The organism is Niabella aurantiaca DSM 17617, from assembly GCF_000374125.1.
GTDB classification, from domain to species: Bacteria; Bacteroidota; Bacteroidia; order Chitinophagales; family Chitinophagaceae; genus Niabella; species Niabella aurantiaca.
In genome coordinates this window covers 521,856-539,748 of the sequence record NZ_KB893637.1, presented here as the reverse complement: position 1 = coordinate 539,748, position 17,893 = coordinate 521,856, and the positions used below count along the sequence as shown (strand labels likewise).

The following is a 17,893-nucleotide window of genomic DNA, read 5'->3' as shown; positions in this document are numbered from 1 at the left end:
CAGGCATAAAAAAACCCTCCAGTAAAACTGAAGGGTTCAATAAGAATGGCAGCTACCTACTCTCCCGCATTGTGGTGCAGTACCATCGGCCATAAGGGGCTTAACTTCTCTGTTCGGTATGGGAAGAGGTGAACACCCTTGGTATAACCACCATAAAAAATTAAAAATGTAAAACACTAAACTAAAAATGCAGCACTAAAATGTCTAACATCTATCGTCTAATATCTAACATCTAATAAGATTAACATATTGGAAAAAACTGTCAGAAGAGATCTAATAAAAAAATTAAAGCTTACGGGCAATTAGTACTACTCGGCTTTGATGTTACCACCTTTACACCTGTAGCCTATCAACGTCATAGTCTCTGACGGCCCTTAAAAGTAAACTCATCTTGAGGCAGGTTTCACGCTTAGATGCTTTCAGCGTTTATCCTGTCCGTGCTTAGCTACTCTGCATTGCACCTGGCGGCACAACAGATACACCAGCGGCACGTACGACCCGGTCCTCTCGTACTAAGGTCATGTCCTCGCAATTTACTAACGCCCACCACAGATAGGGACCGAACTGTCTTGCGACGTTCTGAACCCAGTTCACGTGCCACTTTAATCGGCGAACAGCCGAACCCTTGGGACCTTCTCCAGCCCCAGGATGTGACGAACCGACATCGAGGTGCCAAACCTCCCCGTCGATATGAGCTCTTGGGGGAGATCAGCCTGTTATCCCCGGAGTACCTTTTATCCTTTGAGCGACGGCCCTTCCATACAGAACCGCCGGATCACTTTAGCCGACTTTCGTCCCTGCTCGGCCTGTTTGCCTCACAGTCAAGCTCCCTTTTACTAATGCGCTCTGCGTACGATTACCAACCGTACTGAGGGAACCTTTGCAAGCCTCCGTTACTCTTTAGGAGGCGACCACCCCAGTCAAACTACCCACCATGCACTGTGTCCCGCTAGGGATTAGATTCTAAATCAAAGAAGGTTGGTATTTCAACGACCGCTCCACCCTACCTGGCGGCAAAGCTTCATAGCGTCCCAACTATACTACACATCCGTAATTCAAAATCAATGCAAAGTTGTAGTGAAGGTTCACGGGGTCTTTCCGTCCCGTGGCGGGTAACCGGCATCTTCACCGATACTACAATTTCACCGGGCTCGTGGAGGAGACAGCGTTCAACTCATTAGACCATTCGTGCAGGTCGGAACTTACCCGACAAGGAATTTCGCTACCTTAGGACCGTTATAGTTACGGCCGCCGTTTACTGGGGCTTCAGTCAGAAGCTTTGGATTACTCCGAACATCCTTCCTTAACCTTCCAGCACCGGGCAGGTATCAGGCTCTATACGTCATCTTTCGATTTTGCAGGGCCCTATGTTTTTGTTAAACAGTTGGTTGAACCATTTTACTGAGACCACATCGCTGTGGTATGCTTTATCCCGAAGTTACAGCATCAATTTGCCTAGTTCCTTCTCCACGGCTCACCCGAGCGCCTTAGAATACTCATCCCGTCTACCTGTGTCGGTTTGCGGTACCGGCTGCTATACTCGCTTTTCTTGGAAGCACTCTCACTGCTGCGCTTCACCCGAAGGTTCCACTCGTCTAATCCGTCAGACTAGGCAGCTAACATGCTCCGTCACTTTTATTGTATAGCAGGCGCAGGAATATTAACCTGCTTTCCATCGTCTACCCCTTTCGGGTTTGACTAAGGACCGGGCTAACCCTGATCCGATTAACGTTGATCAGGAACCCTTAGACTTTCGGCGATAAGGTTTTTCACCTTATTTATCGTTACTTATGCCTACATTTTCTTTTGAAACCGCTCCAGCATACGTCGCCGTACACCTTCGATGCCGTTTCAATGCTCCCCTACCGATCAGCCCTCAAAGGGCGATCATAGAGCTTCGGTTCATGGTTTAATACCCGATTATTTTCCGCGCAGAGTCTCTCGACCAGTGAGCTGTTACGCACTCTTTAAATGAATTGCTGCTTCCAAGCAAACATCCTGGCTGTTATAGAAACTCTACATCGTTTGTCTAACTTAACCATGTATTGGGGACCTTAGCTGCTATTCTGGGTTATTTCCCTCTCGGCCATGGACCTTAGCGCCCACAGCCTCACTCCCGGAGATATGTACTAGCATTCGGAGTTTGTCAGGGTTTGGTAGGCGGTGAAGCCCCCTAGCCCAATCAGTAGCTCTACCTCTAGTACACTTCTAAAATCCGAGGCTGTTCCTAAAAACATTTCGGGGAGAACGAGCTATCTCTCAGTTTGATTGGCCTTTCACCCCTATCCACAGGTCATCCCAAGACTTTTCAACGTCAACGGGTTCGGTCCTCCAGTGTGTGTTACCACACCTTCAACCTGCCCATGGATAGATCACAAAGTTTCGCGTCTACCCCCACTGACTAAGCGCCCTGTTCGGACTCGCTTTCGCTACGGCTCCGTTTTCAAAAACTTAACCTCGCCAGTGAGGAGTAACTCGTAGGCTCATTATGCAAAAGGCACGCCGTCACACCATAAAGATGCTCCGACCGCTTGTAGGCGTACGGTTTCAGGTACTATTTCACTCCCTTATTCAGGGTGCTTTTCACCTTTCCCTTACGGTACTGGTTCACTATCGGTGTCTGAGGAGTATTTAGCCTTACCAGATGGTGCTGGCAGATTCAAGCAGGATTCCTCCGGTCCCGCCCTACTCAGGATACTACACGTCCACGTTAATTTCCGCTTACGGGGCTATCACCCGCTTTGGCTTAACTTTCCAGAAAATTCTGCTTGATAACGCTTTCTAAAAGTAGTCCTACAACCCCAGCTCCGCACGCGAAGCTGGTTTAGGCTCTTCCCTGTTCGCTCGCCACTACTTAGGGAATCATTGTCTTATTTTCTTTTCCTCCGGGTACTTAGATGTTTCAGTTCTCCGGGTTGGCTCTCTTTCGAGTAATATACCTTCAGTATATTAGGTTGTCCCATTCGGAAATCCAGGGATTTAATACTTGTGTGCAGTTCCCCCTGGCTTATCGCAGCTTACCACGTCCTTCATCGCCTCTCAGACCCTAGGCATCCACCATACGCCCTTAATTGCTTTAAAAAAGTTCGTAAACTTCTTTAATGAGGCCAAGCTCCCGCTTGGACTTATTTTTTAGTTTAATTGTAGATTGTTACCCGACCACATTTCTTCAGACCAACCATAATAATTATAGTGTGATGTTTCAAAAATTGTGATCGAACCCGACTCGCGTCGGGCTGTTAGGTACTCTCCTAACAGTTTATTTTTTTCCAATATGTCAAAGAACTTGGTCTTCATGAAAATCTGAAACTACACAACCTAAATCATATACCTCAAACCTCATTCGACTTTTGCAGATAAAATGGTTTCGAACCATCGGAGCCTCTCAGGCTTTATCTCATCTTAAAAGAACTCTTTTTTTTCAAATCCTCAAATTATTCATCCTCAAATTTGACTTGTGGAGGATATCGGAGTCGAACCGATGACCCTCTGCGTGCAAGGCAGATGCTCTAGCCAACTGAGCTAACCCCCCATCTAAAGGCTGATAGCTATCAGCTTGTAAAGTAGACCCGACCAGATTTGAACTGGTGACCCCTACATTATCAGTGTAGTGCTCTAACCAGGCTGAGCTACGGATCTCTATACCCCAAACCCCTAAAGGGGCCTCGAGATGATTGCCTCCGTTAACCCTCGGGCTTGTCTTTTATTTAAAAGAACGCTAAATAAATTTGAAAGAATAGGAAACAACAGCACGGTAAATCTGGGGTTGAAAATATTCAACCCGTACATAGCTCTAAAAAGGAGGTATTCCAGCCGCACCTTCCGATACGGCTACCTTGTTACGACTTAGCCCCAATTACCAGTTTTACCCTAGGCAGCTCCTTGCGGTTACCGACTTCAGGTACACCCGGCTTTCATGGCTTGACGGGCGGTGTGTGCAAGGTCCGGGAACGTATTCACCGTATCATTGCTGATATACGATTACTAGCGATTCCAGCTTCACGCAGTCGAGTTGCAGACTGCGATCCGAACTGAGAAGAGGTTTTTGGGATTAGCTTCATATCGCTATGTCGCAACCCTTTGTCCTCCCCATTGTAGCACGTGTGTAGCCCTGGGCATAAAGGCCATGATGACTTGACATCATCCCCTCCTTCCTCGCGTCTTACGACGGCAGTTTCACTAGAGTTCCCAGCGTTACCTGATGGCAACTAGTGATGGGGGTTGCGCTCGTTGCGGGACTTAACCCAACACCTCACGGCACGAGCTGACGACAGCCATGCAGCACCTTGCTTTGTGTCTATTGCTAGAAAAACCACTTTCATGGTTCGGCACTCGCATTCTAGCCCAGGTAAGGTTCCTCGCGTATCATCGAATTAAACCACATGCTCCACCGCTTGTGCGGACCCCCGCCAATTCCTTTGAGTTTCAATCTTGCGATCGTACTTCCCAGGTGGGATACTTAATGCTTTCGCTCAGACACTTATTGTGTATCACAAATGTCGAGTATCCATAGTTTAGGGCGTGGACTACCAGGGTATCTAATCCTGTTTGATCCCCACGCTTTCGAGCCTCAGTGTCAATATATGTGTAGCCAGCTGCCTTCGCAATTGGTGTTCTATGTCATATCTATGCATTTCACCGCTACATGACATATTCCGCTAACCTCCACAATATTCAAGACCAATAGTATCAATGGCAGTTTCCAAGTTAAGCTCGGAGATTTCACCACTGACTTACTAGCCCACCTACGCTCCCTTTAAACCCAGTAAATCCGGATAACGCTTGCACCCTCCGTATTACCGCGGCTGCTGGCACGGAGTTAGCCGGTGCTTATTCATCTGGTACCGTCAGACGAGAAAGAATTCCCTTTTTTCGTCCCAGATAAAAGAAGTTTACAATCCAGAGGACCTTCATCCTCCACGCGGCATGGCTGGTTCAGAGTTGCCTCCATTGACCAATATTCCTTACTGCTGCCTCCCGTAGGAGTCGGGCCCGTGTCTCAGTGCCCGTGTGACTGGTCGTGCTCTCACACCAGTTAATGATCGTTGGCTTGGTGGGCCGTTACCCCTCCAACTACCTAATCATACGCACACCCGTCTTCTAGCGCATCACTGCTATAATATCAAAGAGATGCCTCTTCAACATCTTACGGAGAATTAATCCAAGTTTCCCTGGGCTATGCTCCACTAAAAGGAAGGTTGTGTACGTGTTCCTCACCCGTTTGCCGGTCTCAAGAAGTGCAAGCACCTCTCTACCCCACGACTTGCATGTATTAAGCCTGCCGCTAGCGTTCATCCTGAGCCAGGATCAAACTCTCCGTTGTAAATGAGTTTGACTACTGACTATTAAAAATTCTCAAGAGAAAAATTAACGTGTCAAAAATCTAAATGTTATTTGCTTTTTGACTTACCTTTCGTTGTCACAATTGAATGTGACTGAATTGTGCTATTGCTTCCAAACTTTCAAAGATCTTACCACTTCCATCACCCCCTAAAGAATGACTTCCGTGACCTTGTAAATACCGCCGGATTTGAACCAGCTGCGCGCCTCTACGCTGTACCTCCTAAAAGAACTCCATCCCCGCATCAACCCCATCCTCCTCATACCCTCCGTTTCGGGGTTGCAAAGATAAAAACTTCTGTGAAACCACCAAAATAATTTTTAATTACTTTTTTATTTCTTTTATCCTAACTATCTGTATTTGAAGAACTTGCTGGTATATTTTAACCTACCGTTTGATTTGGGATTGCAAAGATAATGACTATTTTGATATCAACAAATTTATTTCTGCATTTTTTTAAACATGCCCCTTAAGCAACCGTCCAATGCGGTACCTTCTTTAAAGAACGGCTACCTTTGGTGATACACAAGAATGACATGAAGGTTACCATTGAACCGTACAACCCGGAGTGGAGTAAACAATTTGAAGCCTTCAAAAAAGAACTCCTGCCCCTGCTGAAACCGGCCGGTCCGGTGATCGAGCATATCGGCAGTACATCAGTAACAGGATTGGCAGCAAAACCCATAATCGATATACTGGCCGGTATAAAAACAGAGAAAGATCTTGACTGGATCCCACAGCCGATGATGCGTGCCGGATACATCTATTATGAAAAATACAATATGGAGATGCCCTATCGCCGCTTTTTTGTAAAGCTGAGCGTAAGCCCGCAAAGTTTATCGCTTCCGCTGCACATCAGGAAGGAAGACCTTATTCCGCCGGCGCTGACAGCCCCAACCTACCGGCAGGCGCATATTCATGTATTGCCGCTTTCTTCCAAACACTGGACCAGACATATTGCCTTCAGGGATTACCTCCGCGCGCACCTGCAGGTAAAGACCGACTACCAGCGGTTAAAGGAAAAGCTGAGCACCCGCGAATGGGAAGATGGCAATGCGTACAATAAAGCAAAAGGTGCTTTTCTGAAAACAGAAGAATCCAAAGCGGTAAACTGGTACCACAGCCGCAGCACCCCTGCTTTCTGACAGGCACTCCCTTTTGCATTCCCCCTGCCGGCCCCCGGGCCACCAAAAGAAGCCTCAACACCAACAACGGAAATACACCGCCCCCATATTACCGGATCAATGCCTCTCCGACCGGAAATGCTCCGGGAAAAAGTACGTTCACCGGCCGATGTTGCCCGCCGGCCGTATTCACCGTTCACTTATCGGAAACAGCTTCTCCCCTTCTGAAGCGCTGCATAGGTTTGTATAAAAAATATGACCGACGAACAGATCATCAACGCAAAGATGGAAAAAATGGGCGCCATGTTTCAAAACCCGCCCCGCGCATTGTTTGAGGAGCTCTTTATGGAAGACTGTGATTATATCACTTTCAACGGGAAGCACCTCAAAGGCATCGAGGAAAACTTTCACACACACCTGCAATTGTCCGGGTTAAAAATATTCCGGGGAGCCACATTAGAGACCGCCTCCGTGCAAATCAAATTCCGGGGACCCGGCACCGCCGTTGTCATTGCTACCGGCGGGATAAAATTCCGCTGGCAAAAACAACTACCCAAAAGCAGGCGCTCGATCAACACCACGGTATTCATCCGTCAGCAGAACGGCGACTGGAAAATTGCTTCTTTCCAAAACAGCCGGATACGGGGAACCGGGTTCCTGCAACGGCTGCTGGCAAAATAGCGCTCCTTAAAGATCACGAAGTGGACTTAGGCTCCGTTTTCAACCACCCGCTTTATTTTGTATAAGGTCGCATTCCAGTAAAAGGCCAGGTGTTTGTAGATCGTATCGGTAGGGAACCCCGTTATTGTAAGGGTCAACCGGGTCTGCGTTTCCAGAGGCGTTAATATAAATTCAAATACGGAATAATTGTGCTCTGCTTCTTCAAGTTCCGATAATGAACTGATCTGGTTGTATCGAAGCAGCCGCCCGGTTTCTATAGCTAAAACGATCCCTTTGTTTTCATTGTAAATATGAACCGATTATATAAATACTGATGCCGCATCAGCCGGAACCATTAACGGCCGGGAGCCGCTTTCTTTTACAAGGGATCCTGAATTACCGGATGATTCAGCCTCCCGTAAGCGCTTTAAACGCGTCGGTGAATTGTATAAAAGCCTGCTCCGTTTCAGCATCGGTGATCTGGCCCTGCGGACCGATCTTCCCCTTCACTCCCTGGATCAATAATGTGGTGGCTTCTGTGAATGATGCCCCCACTGTTTGCAGGATCATTTTTAATTCCTCATGCCCTTTTACACCACTGGCCGACGCCGTAATGATCCCCACCGGTTTTTCCGAAAAAACGGTAACGGCCACACACCACTCAATGGCGTTCTTTAATCCACTCGGAATGCTGAAAACATATTCGGGTGTACAGATCAATACGCCATGAGCCTGTTCTATTTTTTTCCGCAGGGTCATAACCGCCTCCGGCGGATCCGTAACAGAGCGCCCGGGGTCAAAATGCGGTAACAACTTTAATTCATTATACAGGCTAACAGCAAAAACAGCTGCTGTTTGCACTGCAAAATAGTGCGCCAGCTTTTCGCTGCTGGATCCGGCGCTGGCGCTGCCAATGATCACTAAAATATTCTTTCGCTGTTCCATCCTGTGTACTTTTCAGGGGCAGTTACAACTGTTGTGCTTCTGCGCCGGTCGTTTTTCATCGAATTTAATAAACATCCGGTTAACATTATCAATAGACGATGAACATTCGATCTCAGAAGCTGTTTAAAGATAAAATTTTGGTCCCCTTATAAGCGCCATCCGGCGCGTCGTTGTCGTCAAAGCCGCGCTTTAGCACGGCTTTGACGAAGCTGTAATTTCATAAGTGCCATCGGCACGGATCATTATGCCCCGGGCCTATGGCTCTCTGTTGTTCTTTTGGACTTATAAACGGGTTGAAACCCGTTCTTGCCGGATCTTTCGAGGTCATGCCTCTTTTGCTAAAATGATCGTTGAACCCCGCTTTTTACAGATGGCGGCTACGGCAAAGCCCCAAGTAGCGGCGATAAACAGCTGGTACCTTTTAATGGTTATACGGATGCTCCCGGATCGTTTTTAAACAGTTTCTCAGACAGTCAGAGGTTAAACGCTATGCTGCTTGAGCCAGATCCGGTTTTAGGCGTAGTATCCCATTTCCACATTTCCACATTTTCAAATCCTCAAATGGCACTGCCCGCTGCCCGCCTCCGGGCGACGGATTAAAAAATATTTAATAGCTTAGCATTCCTAAACAGCTTTTCCAGATGTTCGAATGGATCAAACAACCCTGGCCCTGGTATGTGGCGGGACCGCTTATCGGGCTGATCGTACCGGCGCTCTTATTACTGGGCAATAAACCTTTTGGGATCAGCTCCTCCCTCCGGCATATCTGTGCCGCCTGTATGCCCTCCGGCATTCCCTTTTTCCGGTACAATTGGAAGAAGGAAATCTGGAATTTGCTTTTTGTGCTTGGGATTTTTTTCGGAGGCATGATCGCCGCTCAGTTCCTTACAGATCCCGGGCCGGTAAAGATCGCGCCGCAATTAGCGGCGGATCTCGCAAAGAATGGCATTACAGATCACAGCAACCTGGTGCCGGCCGATCTTTTTAGCTGGAGGTCCCTCCTAACACCCCGGGGCGCCCTGCTGATGATCCTGGGCGGGTTCCTTGTCGGCTTTGGCACCCGCTATGCAGGCGGATGCACGAGCGGCCATTCCATCATGGGCCTTTCCAACCTCCAGTGGCCTTCACTGGTGGCCACCATTTGTTTTATGGCCGGCGGCTTCCTGGCGGCCAATCTTCTACTCCCCTGGATACTGTCCCTTTAATCTTATTATACAACGCTCAAAAATGATCAAAGAAGATAAAATGCCGCTGCCCAAACCCGTACAGGACGAATTTCCGGAGGCCTCCGTTGCCGATGCCGGTACAAAAGAGCGCTTTCCCGTCCGGTTCCTTTTTGCAGGGGTGATTTTCGGAATCGTTTTCACGAAAGCAGAAGTCATCAGCTGGTTCCGCATACTGGAAATGTTCCGCCTGCAATCCTTTCATATGTATGGAGTGATCGGCAGTGCCGTGGTGGTTGGTATCCTTTCGCTGTGGCTGATCAAAAAATTCAATATCAAAACCATCGATGGTCAAAAGATCGAAGTGCAGCCGAAGCAGTTCAGCAAGGGGCAGATTTGGGGCGGCCTGATCTTTGGCCTTGGCTGGGCCCTTACCGGCGCCTGCCCTGGTCCGTTGTTTGCGCAGATCGGTACCGGAGCCACGGTGATCGTCATTACCTTGCTCAGCGCCATTGCGGGCACCTGGGTATACGGAAGGGTCCGGGAAAAGCTGCCGCATTAGACAGGTGATTGTTGCTGCCTGCGGGCCCATACCTGTACAAGCCCAAAAAAGGTTCTCTTTACAAGCCGGTATCAAAATATCAACCCGGTCTCTATCAATTATTGTTCCTTCATCTTGGGTAACTAAAGACTCTTTTTTTGGCCGGTAAGATGGTGCGGCGGCGGGTCTTATCGATTGATGGATCATGCCCTTCCCTGTTTCCGGATTCCCGGCTAACCTTTGGTTCGCCGCTTTTCAGTTGATGATCGTTCCGGACTTCCGCCCGGGAGGACCTTTGAGGGTCCGATCTCTTGCAGATGCCGAAACCATCCTGCATTTTCAGGACGGCAGGACAATGGAGAAGCTGGGCTCCCGGTAGTGTGGATGCCTGTCGGGCAGAAAAAGGAAAGACCATCAAAAACGATCAGCCCTCATAACGTTTTACCTGCAGCAGCTGCCCGGCACTCCCTTTTGTATTCCACGCCTCATGAATGGCCAGTGCGGCGCCTGTTGCGGTTGCCTGCGACACGGATGCCGCGTACACTTCCATCTGCGGAAAGGCTTCTGCCAGCAGGTTCATAAAGATCTCATTACGGGCAAAGCCGCCATCCACATATAATTGTTGTACACCCGTACCCTTCAGCACCAGTTCGGTAGACTGTCTTTGCTTTTTTACCAGGTGCCGGATCAGAGCATGATAGGCTTGCTCTACGGTATCCTCGCCTGCAAACGTAAAATGCTCCCGCGCCGGGCCGGCATCCGGCTGCCCGGACAGGGTCCGCTCAAAACGGATATCGTGGAAATATTTCGGGTTTAAATGATAGAACGCAGCAAGTTTTTTTACCTCCTCCTCGTGCTCATTGCCGGCAAAAAGCCGGGAGGATTTTAACGGCATCCCCTTATAGGTAAGATACGACAGGCAATCCTGCTGCAGCTCTTTTGTTGTTAACGGCGCTTTATTAAATGGGTTCATTGAAATGCTCCAGGTGCCGGTAGACAGCAACACAAAGGGTTCCTTTATCAGATCCATGTACGGGATGAAAGCAGCAGAACTATCGTGCAGACCTACCCCGCATTTTACAGGTTGCCCGTCAATGACTGCATCAACGGCCGCATCGGAGGAGAACAAAGGGGCCAGCTTGCTACCGATCCCTTCTTCCGCCACCCAGTGGTGATAATCATTCTTGCCAAAATCCCACAAAGCAGTGTGGCAACCGATGCTGGTGATGTCTGAAAACAGTTTCCCGTGTGTAAGAAAGCCCAGGTACTGGGGCAGGTGCAGGGAGGTTTTTATTTGTCCAAATAAATGAGGCTGTTGCTCTTTAATCCGATACAGCTGCAACCCAGAATTCAGATTTCCCAGGATGGGAGAAGCCGTTTCGGTTGCAAACTGTTCCCTTCCGCCGTAACGGTAATAAAAAAGATCGCCCAGGTCTTCGGGAAACGGCTTTAAATAATTATACAGGGGAGCCACCGGTATGCCCGCTGCATCCACGTGTACAAAGCTTGCCCCATAGGTAGAAAAATTAACCGCCCGTACCTGAAGCGCCGGGTCTGCCAGCTTCTCCGACAATTTCTTTTTTACCCAATCGCCGATGAGGCCAATATCATCGCAGGGAAAACCATCTTCATCCCTTGTTTCATAAAAGTTCTGTACCTCTTCTTCAACAATTTCATAGTCCTCGTTAAAAAAGAAGAATTTTTTATTCGTTTTCCCGATATCAAAAACCGCTATTCCCGGAATCGCACTCATTTGTGTGTTAGACGTTAGATATTAGATATTAGACGCTCGATGCTCGATATTAGATGCTGGATGCTGGACGTTAGATACCGGATATTAGATATCAGCCCTTGGGTTCGGTTATCAGTCAACAGCTTTTTAGATCTGAGACAATCACCTCGCGCACCGGGGCCGGATCCAACGGGAAACCTTAAACATCAAACCTTTCCGGTCTACAACCCCGTAGCTACCGTATTTGCTCCCCGCTCTTTTACCAGCTGGTCGCGCACCTTCAGCTGACGGAACAGACCGACCGGGTCCAGTACCGCACCGGCCCGTAACCGGGCTTCTGCCAGGATGGGGCGTACATCCGTACGATAAGCACCCTGCAGGATCTCCTGCGCCAGCGTTACATCATTGGCCTCCTGCGCTGCATTTAATTTTACGGGGTCTACCAGCAATGCCTGGGCGTAGGCAATCTTGATCGCCTCTACACTTTGCAACAGATCTTCGAGGGGATCTTTTACATTGTGGCTGGCATCGATCATCCAGCCGAGGTCTTTGGTATGATCCATATTCCGCGCATCCATGCCCTCTACCAGCTCCTTAAAGATCAGGAACAGCTGGTAGGGCTTGATGCTGCCCACGGTGAGGTCATCATCCCCGTACTTGCTGTCGTTAAAATGAAACCCACCCAGCTTCTTTTCATTCAGCAGCAGCGCCACGATCTGTTCAATATTGGCATTGGGCAGATGGTGGCCCAGGTCTACAAGGGAATACGCTTTTTCTCCCAGCTTGCTGGCAAACAGGAAGGATTGCCCCCAGTCTCCAACCGTAGTGGAATAAAAATTGGGCTCAAATGCTTTATACTCTACAAATACTTTCCAGTCTTCGGGCAAAGCAGCATAAATTTCTCCAAGGCTTTCCAATGTGTTATTAAACGCCTTACGAAAATTCAGCTGCCCGGGAAAGCAGGAGCCATCCGCCAGCCATACGGTCAGCGATTCCGAACCCAGTTCTTCACCATACCTGATCACTTCTATATTATGATCGATCGCCTGTTTGCGTACGGCCTTGTCCACATGCTGCAGTGAGCCGTATTTATAGCTATGCGCCTGGCCCGGCTGATCCTGGAAGGTATTGGAGTTCATCGCATCAAACCGCAGATCCAGCGCTGCAGCCAGCTGCTTCAACGCACCGGCGTCCTTCGGAATGTCCCACGGAATGTGCAGGGAAACGGCCCCGCTCGACCGGTTGAACTGATGCAGCAGTCCTACATCCTCCAGCTTTTGCTCCAGCGTGGATGGCTCGCCTTTTCCGGCAAAGCGCCCAAACCGGGTGCCTCCGTTCCCCAGCGCCCAGGAAGGAATGGCCACCTGAAAGTCGGTAAGCTTTTTCAATACCGCTTCCACCCCCGGTACGTTGCCCGAGAGGCATTCAAAATTCCGTTGATGTTGTGTCAGCAATGCATCATTATGCTGCTCTATCTGGCTCTTTGTTAATAGCATAAAAAATACTTTATATCGGTTTGAACGTTCGCATCACCTCCATACGGTGCGACCCTTGTTGCAGGTGGTGATGCATTCGTCGTTTAAAGATCTTAAAAAACGAGTTGACCGATTAGAAAATCATCAACTCTTGTATTGCTTGTTATATGAAGACGTTTTTATCGTAAAAATGCAGCCGCCACTCCGCCATCTACATTCAGCACATTGCCGGTAGACTTGTTCAGCAATCCGCTTACAAATATAAAACAGGCATTGGCTATATCCTCCGGAAGGATCACTTCATTCATGAGGGTGCGCTTGGCATAATAGGCCGGCAATTCTTCCACAGTAATGCCATAGGCTTTTGCGCGCCCCTCTGCCCAGCCGCCGGCCCATATATTGGAGTTGGCGATCACAGCATCCGGGTTCACCGCGTTCACGCGTATCTTATCCCCGCCCAGCTCTGCAGCCAGCAGTCTTGAAAGGTGCGCCTGGGCTGCTTTTGCCGATCCATAGCCGGCATTATTGGGGCCGGATACGATCGAATTCTTGGAAACGATATTGATGATATCGCCACCGATGTCCTGCTTGCGCATCACGGCCACGCCCTGTTTGGACACCATAAACTGCCCTTTTACAAGAATATCATACAAGCGGTCCCATTCTTCAATGGTATGGTCGGTTATGGATTTTGAGATACTGATACCGGCGTTATTCACTACAATGTCGAGGCCGCCAAAGGCCAGCACAGCCGCATCGATGGCCGTCTTTATCGAATCATCGGCGGTAACATCCAGTACCACCGCCGCCGCCGCATCTCTGCCAAAATCCTTCCGGAATTCGGCCGTGGTCTCCTTTACACGTTCCTCATTCACATCATTGATCACCACACAGGCGCCTTCCCCGGCAAATTTGCGGGCAATGGCCTTACCAATACCACCGCCACTGCCGGTGATCAGTGCGATCCGGCCGCTAAGGGGCTTGGGCTTGGGCATCCGCTGCAGTTTTGCTTCTTCCAGCAGCCAGTATTCAATATTGAAAGCCTCCTGCCGGGGCAGCGATGTATATTCGGAAATTGCCTCGGATCCGCGCATTACATTGATGGCATTCGTATAAAACTCCGCCGCAACCCGGGCCGTTTGTTTATCTTTTGAGAACGTGAACATCCCTACCCCTGGATAAATGATCACCACCGGGTTCGGGTCGCGCATTGCCGGACTGTTGGGGTGCCTGCAGGTTTCATAATAGGCCGCATACATTTTTCGGTACGCATCAAACAAAGGCGCTATCTTTTCTTTAACGGTAGCTACCGCCTCAAGATCTTCATCCGGTGACAGGTTCAATACCAGCGGGCTGATCTTCGTACGCAGGAAATGATCCGGACAGGAAGTACCCAGGGGCGCCAGCCGATCCAGGTCATTGGAATTGATGAACTGCAGTACCCGCTCATCATCGGTAAAGTGGCCCACCATTTTTGTATGTGAAGAGCAGAAGCCCCTCAATACCGGTGCCAGCGCTGCAGCTTTTTGCAACCGCTCTGCCTCCGGCAACGCAGCCACTTTCTCCCCGCCAAACACGGGACCATTTTTACCCAGGTGCTGCTCGATGTACTCCGCACATTTTTCGATCACTTCCAGGGTGTTCAGGTAGCTTTCATAAGCGGTATCGCCCCAGGTGAACAGGCCGTGTGATCCCAGCATGATGCCACGGATGCCCGGATTTTCGTCCAGACATTGTCTGAGCTGCAATCCCAGATCAAACCCCGGTTTTTGCCAGGGTACCCAGCCGATGGTACCGCCAAATAATTCTTCAGTGATCTTTTTGCCGTCTTTGGCTGCGGCAATGGCGATGGCCGCATCCGGATGCAGGTGGTCAATATGTTTGAACGGCAGGAACCCATGCAACGGCGTATCGATCGATGGAGCCTTGGATGCCAGGTCATAGATACAATGATTGAACAGCTCTACCATTTCATCCTCATGTTCGATACCCCTGTAAATAGCCTTCAGGCTCCGTAAGCGGTCTACGTACAGAGCTGCCAGCCCGCTCTTTTTCAGTGTGCCCAGGTCGCCGCCGCTGCCTTTCACATACATAATTTCCTTTTCCTCGTTGGTAAGCGGGTCCTTTGCCATTACTTTACAGGAGGTGTTCCCGCCTCCATAGTTGGTCAAGCGAAGATCTGCGCCCAATAAATTGGAACGGTAGATCAGCAATGCCACTTCATCACCTTCCATTGCGGCCGCAGTGGCTTCATCCCATAAATAACTTACATGTTTGAACGTTTTCGTTTCTGCACTCATAAACTGAATTCTTTTTTACGACTACTTAATGCTTTTATATATCTTTTCTTAATGAGTTCCCGTATCCGACCAGCAATACCGATACCAGGATGATGATGATCCCCAGTACTACCGTAGTAAAGGTTTTCCGGCTTACACCTTTCCATTCCTTCAATACCAGCCCCCATACATTGGCTATTAAAATAATGAACGCCATGTGCAGGATCCAGGAACTGGGACCGTTGCCCAGCTTGCTTTCTCCCATACCATAGAAGAAGAATTGCAGGAACCAGGTGGTACCGGCCAATGCGCAAAAGATAATATTGGATAAGAGCGGCGTTTTTGCATTGGTATAGTCACCAAAGGTCTTATTCCGCGCATTCAGGATCAGGCACCAGATCAGGTTAGTGGTCAGCCCGCCCCATAAGATCACCACATAGGATACGTTATTCTGGTAAAGGAATTCCCCCTGCCCCGGGTTCGCTGCCTTCCACAAAGCATTGGCCGCATCCGCCATCGGTTTACCGGCCTCAATGCCAAAATTAAAGCAGGCGCTCAGCACACCGGAAACGATCGCCACCAGCAATCCCAGGCCAAATTTGTATTCATCCTTTCCCGATAAATGATCATGCTCCTGCCCCGCGAGCTCCTTCTCCTTGCGCACACCGGCTTTACCGGAAACGACGATACCAATGATGCAGACCAGCAAGCCCAGCATCACCACTTTTCCCCAGCTGGTATCGAACAGCAGGCCGATGGTATCTTTGCCATCTGCGGGATTCAGCTGGTAATAAATAGCGGGGATCAGGGCACCAAATACCATACACAGCCCCAGGATGATGCTGCTGCCCAGCGATACGCCCAGGTAGCGGACCCCCAGCCCGTATGTAAGCCCGCCGATGCCCCAAAGGAGGCCGAAAAGATAGGCATACCCTACGGTGGCACCGCCGGCGGTTTTGATGATCTCCCAAAAATCGGGGATGGTAAGCCATGCGGCAAGCGGTGGTACGATCAGCCAGGAAAAAACACCGCCTACCAGCCAGTAAGACTCCCAGGCCCACCCCTTTACTTTCTTATAGGGAATATAAAAGCTGCCCGAAGCGAAGCCTCCTATAAAATGGAATATAACTCCTAATAATGCGTTCATGAATCTTTTTTAAGCAATCATTAAAAGTCAAAAATATTCCGTTTAAAACAGACTACCGTCATGTACTGTCATGCTTCTGCTTTGGTTTTAACAATATCTTAAAACAGCAAAACCGGGCACCAAAAAGGGCGTCAAAAACCGGCATTGTCTTGCCGTCCCGATAGCGATCGCACCTGCGTCAAGTTCATTTTACAATCAAAAAGCTGCAGCAGAGCGTCGATCCTTTTAGCACCCCGGAGCAGGCCATGAAGGTGCACGCCCGGATGACGCGTCCGGAGGATCAGCGCACCGGTCATCATGCACGATTACACAGGCCGGCGTATGATATGACCATAAAAAAAACCGCCCCAGGGGCGGTAACGCTCATTATATCCTATGGATTGATCAGAACTTATAACCAACGGAGAGACCAAAATTGTTGTTCTTTAAAGTTTCGTCCGGCTTACGTCCGTCGGATTTCGGCTCCAGGTTCGTCAGTCCCAGCTGACCATTCAGCTGTACCGAAAAGCGGTTGGCAAATTCGTAACCAAACAGCAGGTTGGCTCCTACATCGGCACGCTTGCCAAAGGTCATTTTATCCGGGTCATCGCCGAAGTCATTGTAATCACCGGCATACTCCAGGTTCCCGGTTTCGGTTCCATAGCTGTCCGTAACCCTTTTAAACTTTCCACCCAATGCATAGGAAAAATAAGGACCGGCCCCGATCAACAGGTTGCCGCCTCCCACTGCGGGTTTAAAAATAAAGTTCACGGGCACTTCCAGGTTATAGGTGTTCAGTCTTGTGTAGTCGCCCGAAGCTGCCGGGACATACGCGTCCGAATTAAAATACTCATGCGCATCTTTTTCCAGCTTTGCGCCTTTCATGCTGAACAACGCCCCGGGCTGAACATAAAATTCGTCGGCAACCGGAATATCAAAGGTCAGTCCCGCATGAAAACCGGGGGTCAGTTTAGCGCCGTCGACCGTTTTCCCATCGGCATCTTTTATAGTAAGGTTAGAAAGATTAACGCCCGCGCGTACGCCAACATCCACCTGTGCCATGGCGGCACCGGACACGGCAATGGCTGCTGCAAGCAGGAAGGATTTCAGAGCAAGTTTACTTTGTTTCATAACTTAAGAATTTTATTGAGTAAGACCCTATATCATAAGCAATAGCTGCACCAGGAGCATTCACTGTAAAAGCTTTATCATTTATTTAATACTTTCGGCGATGCAGCCAGAATATTTTGTGCTGACGATACAAAAGAATTGTTAAAAACGCTATGTATTTAAACAGCAGGAAGAACCTATGGATCAGGGAGGGTATATCCTGCCAGCTGGTGGTCTATGGGTTGCAAGAGGCTTCCATACCTCATGGACCGGCTTCTTTTTGCCGGTTAAATGGCGAGGATAAATAGCAACGGCCCGGAAAATGTTGTGTCAAAAAAACTGTATCAACATTATAATGATACCAAACGGACTGACACATTCTCTTTAGTGGCAACCG

At 49.1% G+C, this 17,893-nt stretch carries 11 protein-coding genes, 2 tRNA genes and 3 rRNA genes; 4 read left to right on the top strand and 12 right to left on the bottom strand.

Features of this window, described 5'->3' with window-relative positions:
* Window positions 1-43: 43 nt before the first annotated feature.
* From rrf to B160_RS0115955, 5 genes are all read right to left on the bottom strand, one after another.
* Window positions 44-155: ribosomal RNA gene (rrf, locus tag B160_RS0115975) — 5S ribosomal RNA — on the bottom strand.
* A 127-nt stretch (window positions 156-282) separates the two neighbouring features.
* Window positions 283-3,081, bottom strand: a 23S ribosomal RNA gene (locus B160_RS0115970).
* Between the two features lie 377 nt (window positions 3,082-3,458).
* A tRNA-Ala gene (locus tag B160_RS0115965) sits at window positions 3,459-3,532 on the bottom strand.
* A gap of 32 nt (window positions 3,533-3,564) precedes the next feature.
* A tRNA-Ile gene (locus B160_RS0115960) sits at window positions 3,565-3,639 on the bottom strand.
* Between the two features lie 158 nt (window positions 3,640-3,797).
* Window positions 3,798-5,323, bottom strand: a 16S ribosomal RNA gene (locus tag B160_RS0115955).
* The 16S, 23S and 5S rRNA genes sit together here with 2 tRNA genes alongside, the layout of an rRNA operon.
* A gap of 536 nt (window positions 5,324-5,859) precedes the next feature.
* Between B160_RS0115955 and B160_RS0115950 the strand changes: the two genes are divergently transcribed.
* Window positions 5,860-6,486 carry a GrpB family protein gene (locus B160_RS0115950; protein WP_211218084.1) on the top strand — a complete coding sequence of 209 codons (627 nt, stop codon included), beginning with the start codon at window positions 5,860-5,862 and terminating at the stop codon, window positions 6,484-6,486.
* A gap of 234 nt (window positions 6,487-6,720) precedes the next feature.
* Window positions 6,721-7,146 carry an SgcJ/EcaC family oxidoreductase gene (locus B160_RS29330; RefSeq protein ID WP_018628936.1) on the top strand — a complete coding sequence of 142 codons (426 nt, stop codon included), beginning with the start codon at window positions 6,721-6,723 and terminating at the stop codon, window positions 7,144-7,146.
* Between the two features lie 26 nt (window positions 7,147-7,172).
* Here B160_RS29330 and B160_RS31170 read toward each other — a convergent pair whose 3' ends face one another.
* A complete protein-coding gene (locus B160_RS31170; protein ID WP_281163376.1) occupies window positions 7,173-7,415 on the bottom strand; it encodes an SRPBCC domain-containing protein in 243 nt (80 codons plus the stop codon).
* Window positions 7,416-7,533: 118 nt separating this feature from the next.
* On the bottom strand, window positions 7,534-8,070 hold the full coding sequence (locus B160_RS0115935) for an NADPH-dependent FMN reductase (protein ID WP_018628934.1): 537 nt from the start codon (window positions 8,068-8,070) through the stop codon (window positions 7,534-7,536).
* Between the two features lie 641 nt (window positions 8,071-8,711).
* Here B160_RS0115935 and B160_RS0115930 point away from each other — a divergent pair.
* Together B160_RS0115930 and B160_RS0115925 are read left to right on the top strand one after the other, a co-directional pair.
* Complete coding sequence (locus B160_RS0115930; protein WP_018628933.1) at window positions 8,712-9,275, top strand: YeeE/YedE family protein; 564 nt, start codon at window positions 8,712-8,714, stop codon at window positions 9,273-9,275.
* Between the two features lie 22 nt (window positions 9,276-9,297).
* Window positions 9,298-9,795 carry a YeeE/YedE family protein gene (locus tag B160_RS0115925; RefSeq protein WP_018628932.1) on the top strand — a complete coding sequence of 166 codons (498 nt, stop codon included), beginning with the start codon at window positions 9,298-9,300 and terminating at the stop codon, window positions 9,793-9,795.
* 403 nt (window positions 9,796-10,198) lie between these two features.
* On the opposite strand, the gene B160_RS0115920 is transcribed toward B160_RS0115925, so the two are convergent.
* The 5 genes from B160_RS0115920 to B160_RS0115895 form a co-directional block, all read right to left on the bottom strand.
* Window positions 10,199-11,527, bottom strand: a complete 1,329-nt coding sequence (locus B160_RS0115920; RefSeq protein ID WP_018628931.1) for an FGGY-family carbohydrate kinase — start codon at window positions 11,525-11,527, stop codon at window positions 10,199-10,201.
* A gap of 200 nt (window positions 11,528-11,727) precedes the next feature.
* The gene (locus B160_RS0115915; RefSeq protein WP_018628930.1) at window positions 11,728-13,002 is read right to left on the bottom strand and encodes a sugar isomerase; all 1,275 of its coding nucleotides are present in this window, start codon (window positions 13,000-13,002) and stop codon (window positions 11,728-11,730) included.
* A 158-nt stretch (window positions 13,003-13,160) separates the two neighbouring features.
* Window positions 13,161-15,281, bottom strand: a complete 2,121-nt coding sequence (locus B160_RS0115910) for a bifunctional rhamnulose-1-phosphate aldolase/short-chain dehydrogenase (RefSeq protein WP_018628929.1) — start codon at window positions 15,279-15,281, stop codon at window positions 13,161-13,163.
* Window positions 15,282-15,315: 34 nt separating this feature from the next.
* Window positions 15,316-16,407 (bottom strand): L-rhamnose/proton symporter RhaT, encoded by a 1,092-nt coding sequence (rhaT, locus tag B160_RS0115905; RefSeq protein WP_018628928.1) that lies wholly within the window; start codon window positions 16,405-16,407, stop codon window positions 15,316-15,318.
* 384 nt (window positions 16,408-16,791) lie between these two features.
* A complete protein-coding gene (locus tag B160_RS0115895; RefSeq protein ID WP_018628926.1) occupies window positions 16,792-17,517 on the bottom strand; it encodes a porin family protein in 726 nt (241 codons plus the stop codon).
* Window positions 17,518-17,893 lie beyond the last annotated feature (376 nt).

Excerpts from the sequence above, each read along its gene's own strand:
- B160_RS0115925 (WP_018628932.1), top strand. The coding sequence starts at position 9,298 with ATGATCAAAGAAGATAAAATGCCGCTGCCCAAACCCGTACAGGACGAA.
- B160_RS0115895 (WP_018628926.1), bottom strand. The coding sequence starts at position 17,517 with ATGAAACAAAGTAAACTTGCTCTGAAATCCTTCCTGCTTGCAGCAGCC.
- rhaT (WP_018628928.1), bottom strand. The coding sequence starts at position 16,407 with ATGAACGCATTATTAGGAGTTATATTCCATTTTATAGGAGGCTTCGCT.
- B160_RS29330 (WP_018628936.1), top strand. The coding sequence starts at position 6,721 with ATGACCGACGAACAGATCATCAACGCAAAGATGGAAAAAATGGGCGCC.
- B160_RS0115935 (WP_018628934.1), bottom strand. The coding sequence starts at position 8,070 with ATGGAACAGCGAAAGAATATTTTAGTGATCATTGGCAGCGCCAGCGCC.
- B160_RS0115910 (WP_018628929.1), bottom strand. The coding sequence starts at position 15,281 with ATGAGTGCAGAAACGAAAACGTTCAAACATGTAAGTTATTTATGGGAT.
- B160_RS0115915 (WP_018628930.1), bottom strand. The coding sequence starts at position 13,002 with ATGCTATTAACAAAGAGCCAGATAGAGCAGCATAATGATGCATTGCTG.
- B160_RS0115920 (WP_018628931.1), bottom strand. The coding sequence starts at position 11,527 with ATGAGTGCGATTCCGGGAATAGCGGTTTTTGATATCGGGAAAACGAAT.
- B160_RS0115930 (WP_018628933.1), top strand. The coding sequence starts at position 8,712 with ATGTTCGAATGGATCAAACAACCCTGGCCCTGGTATGTGGCGGGACCG.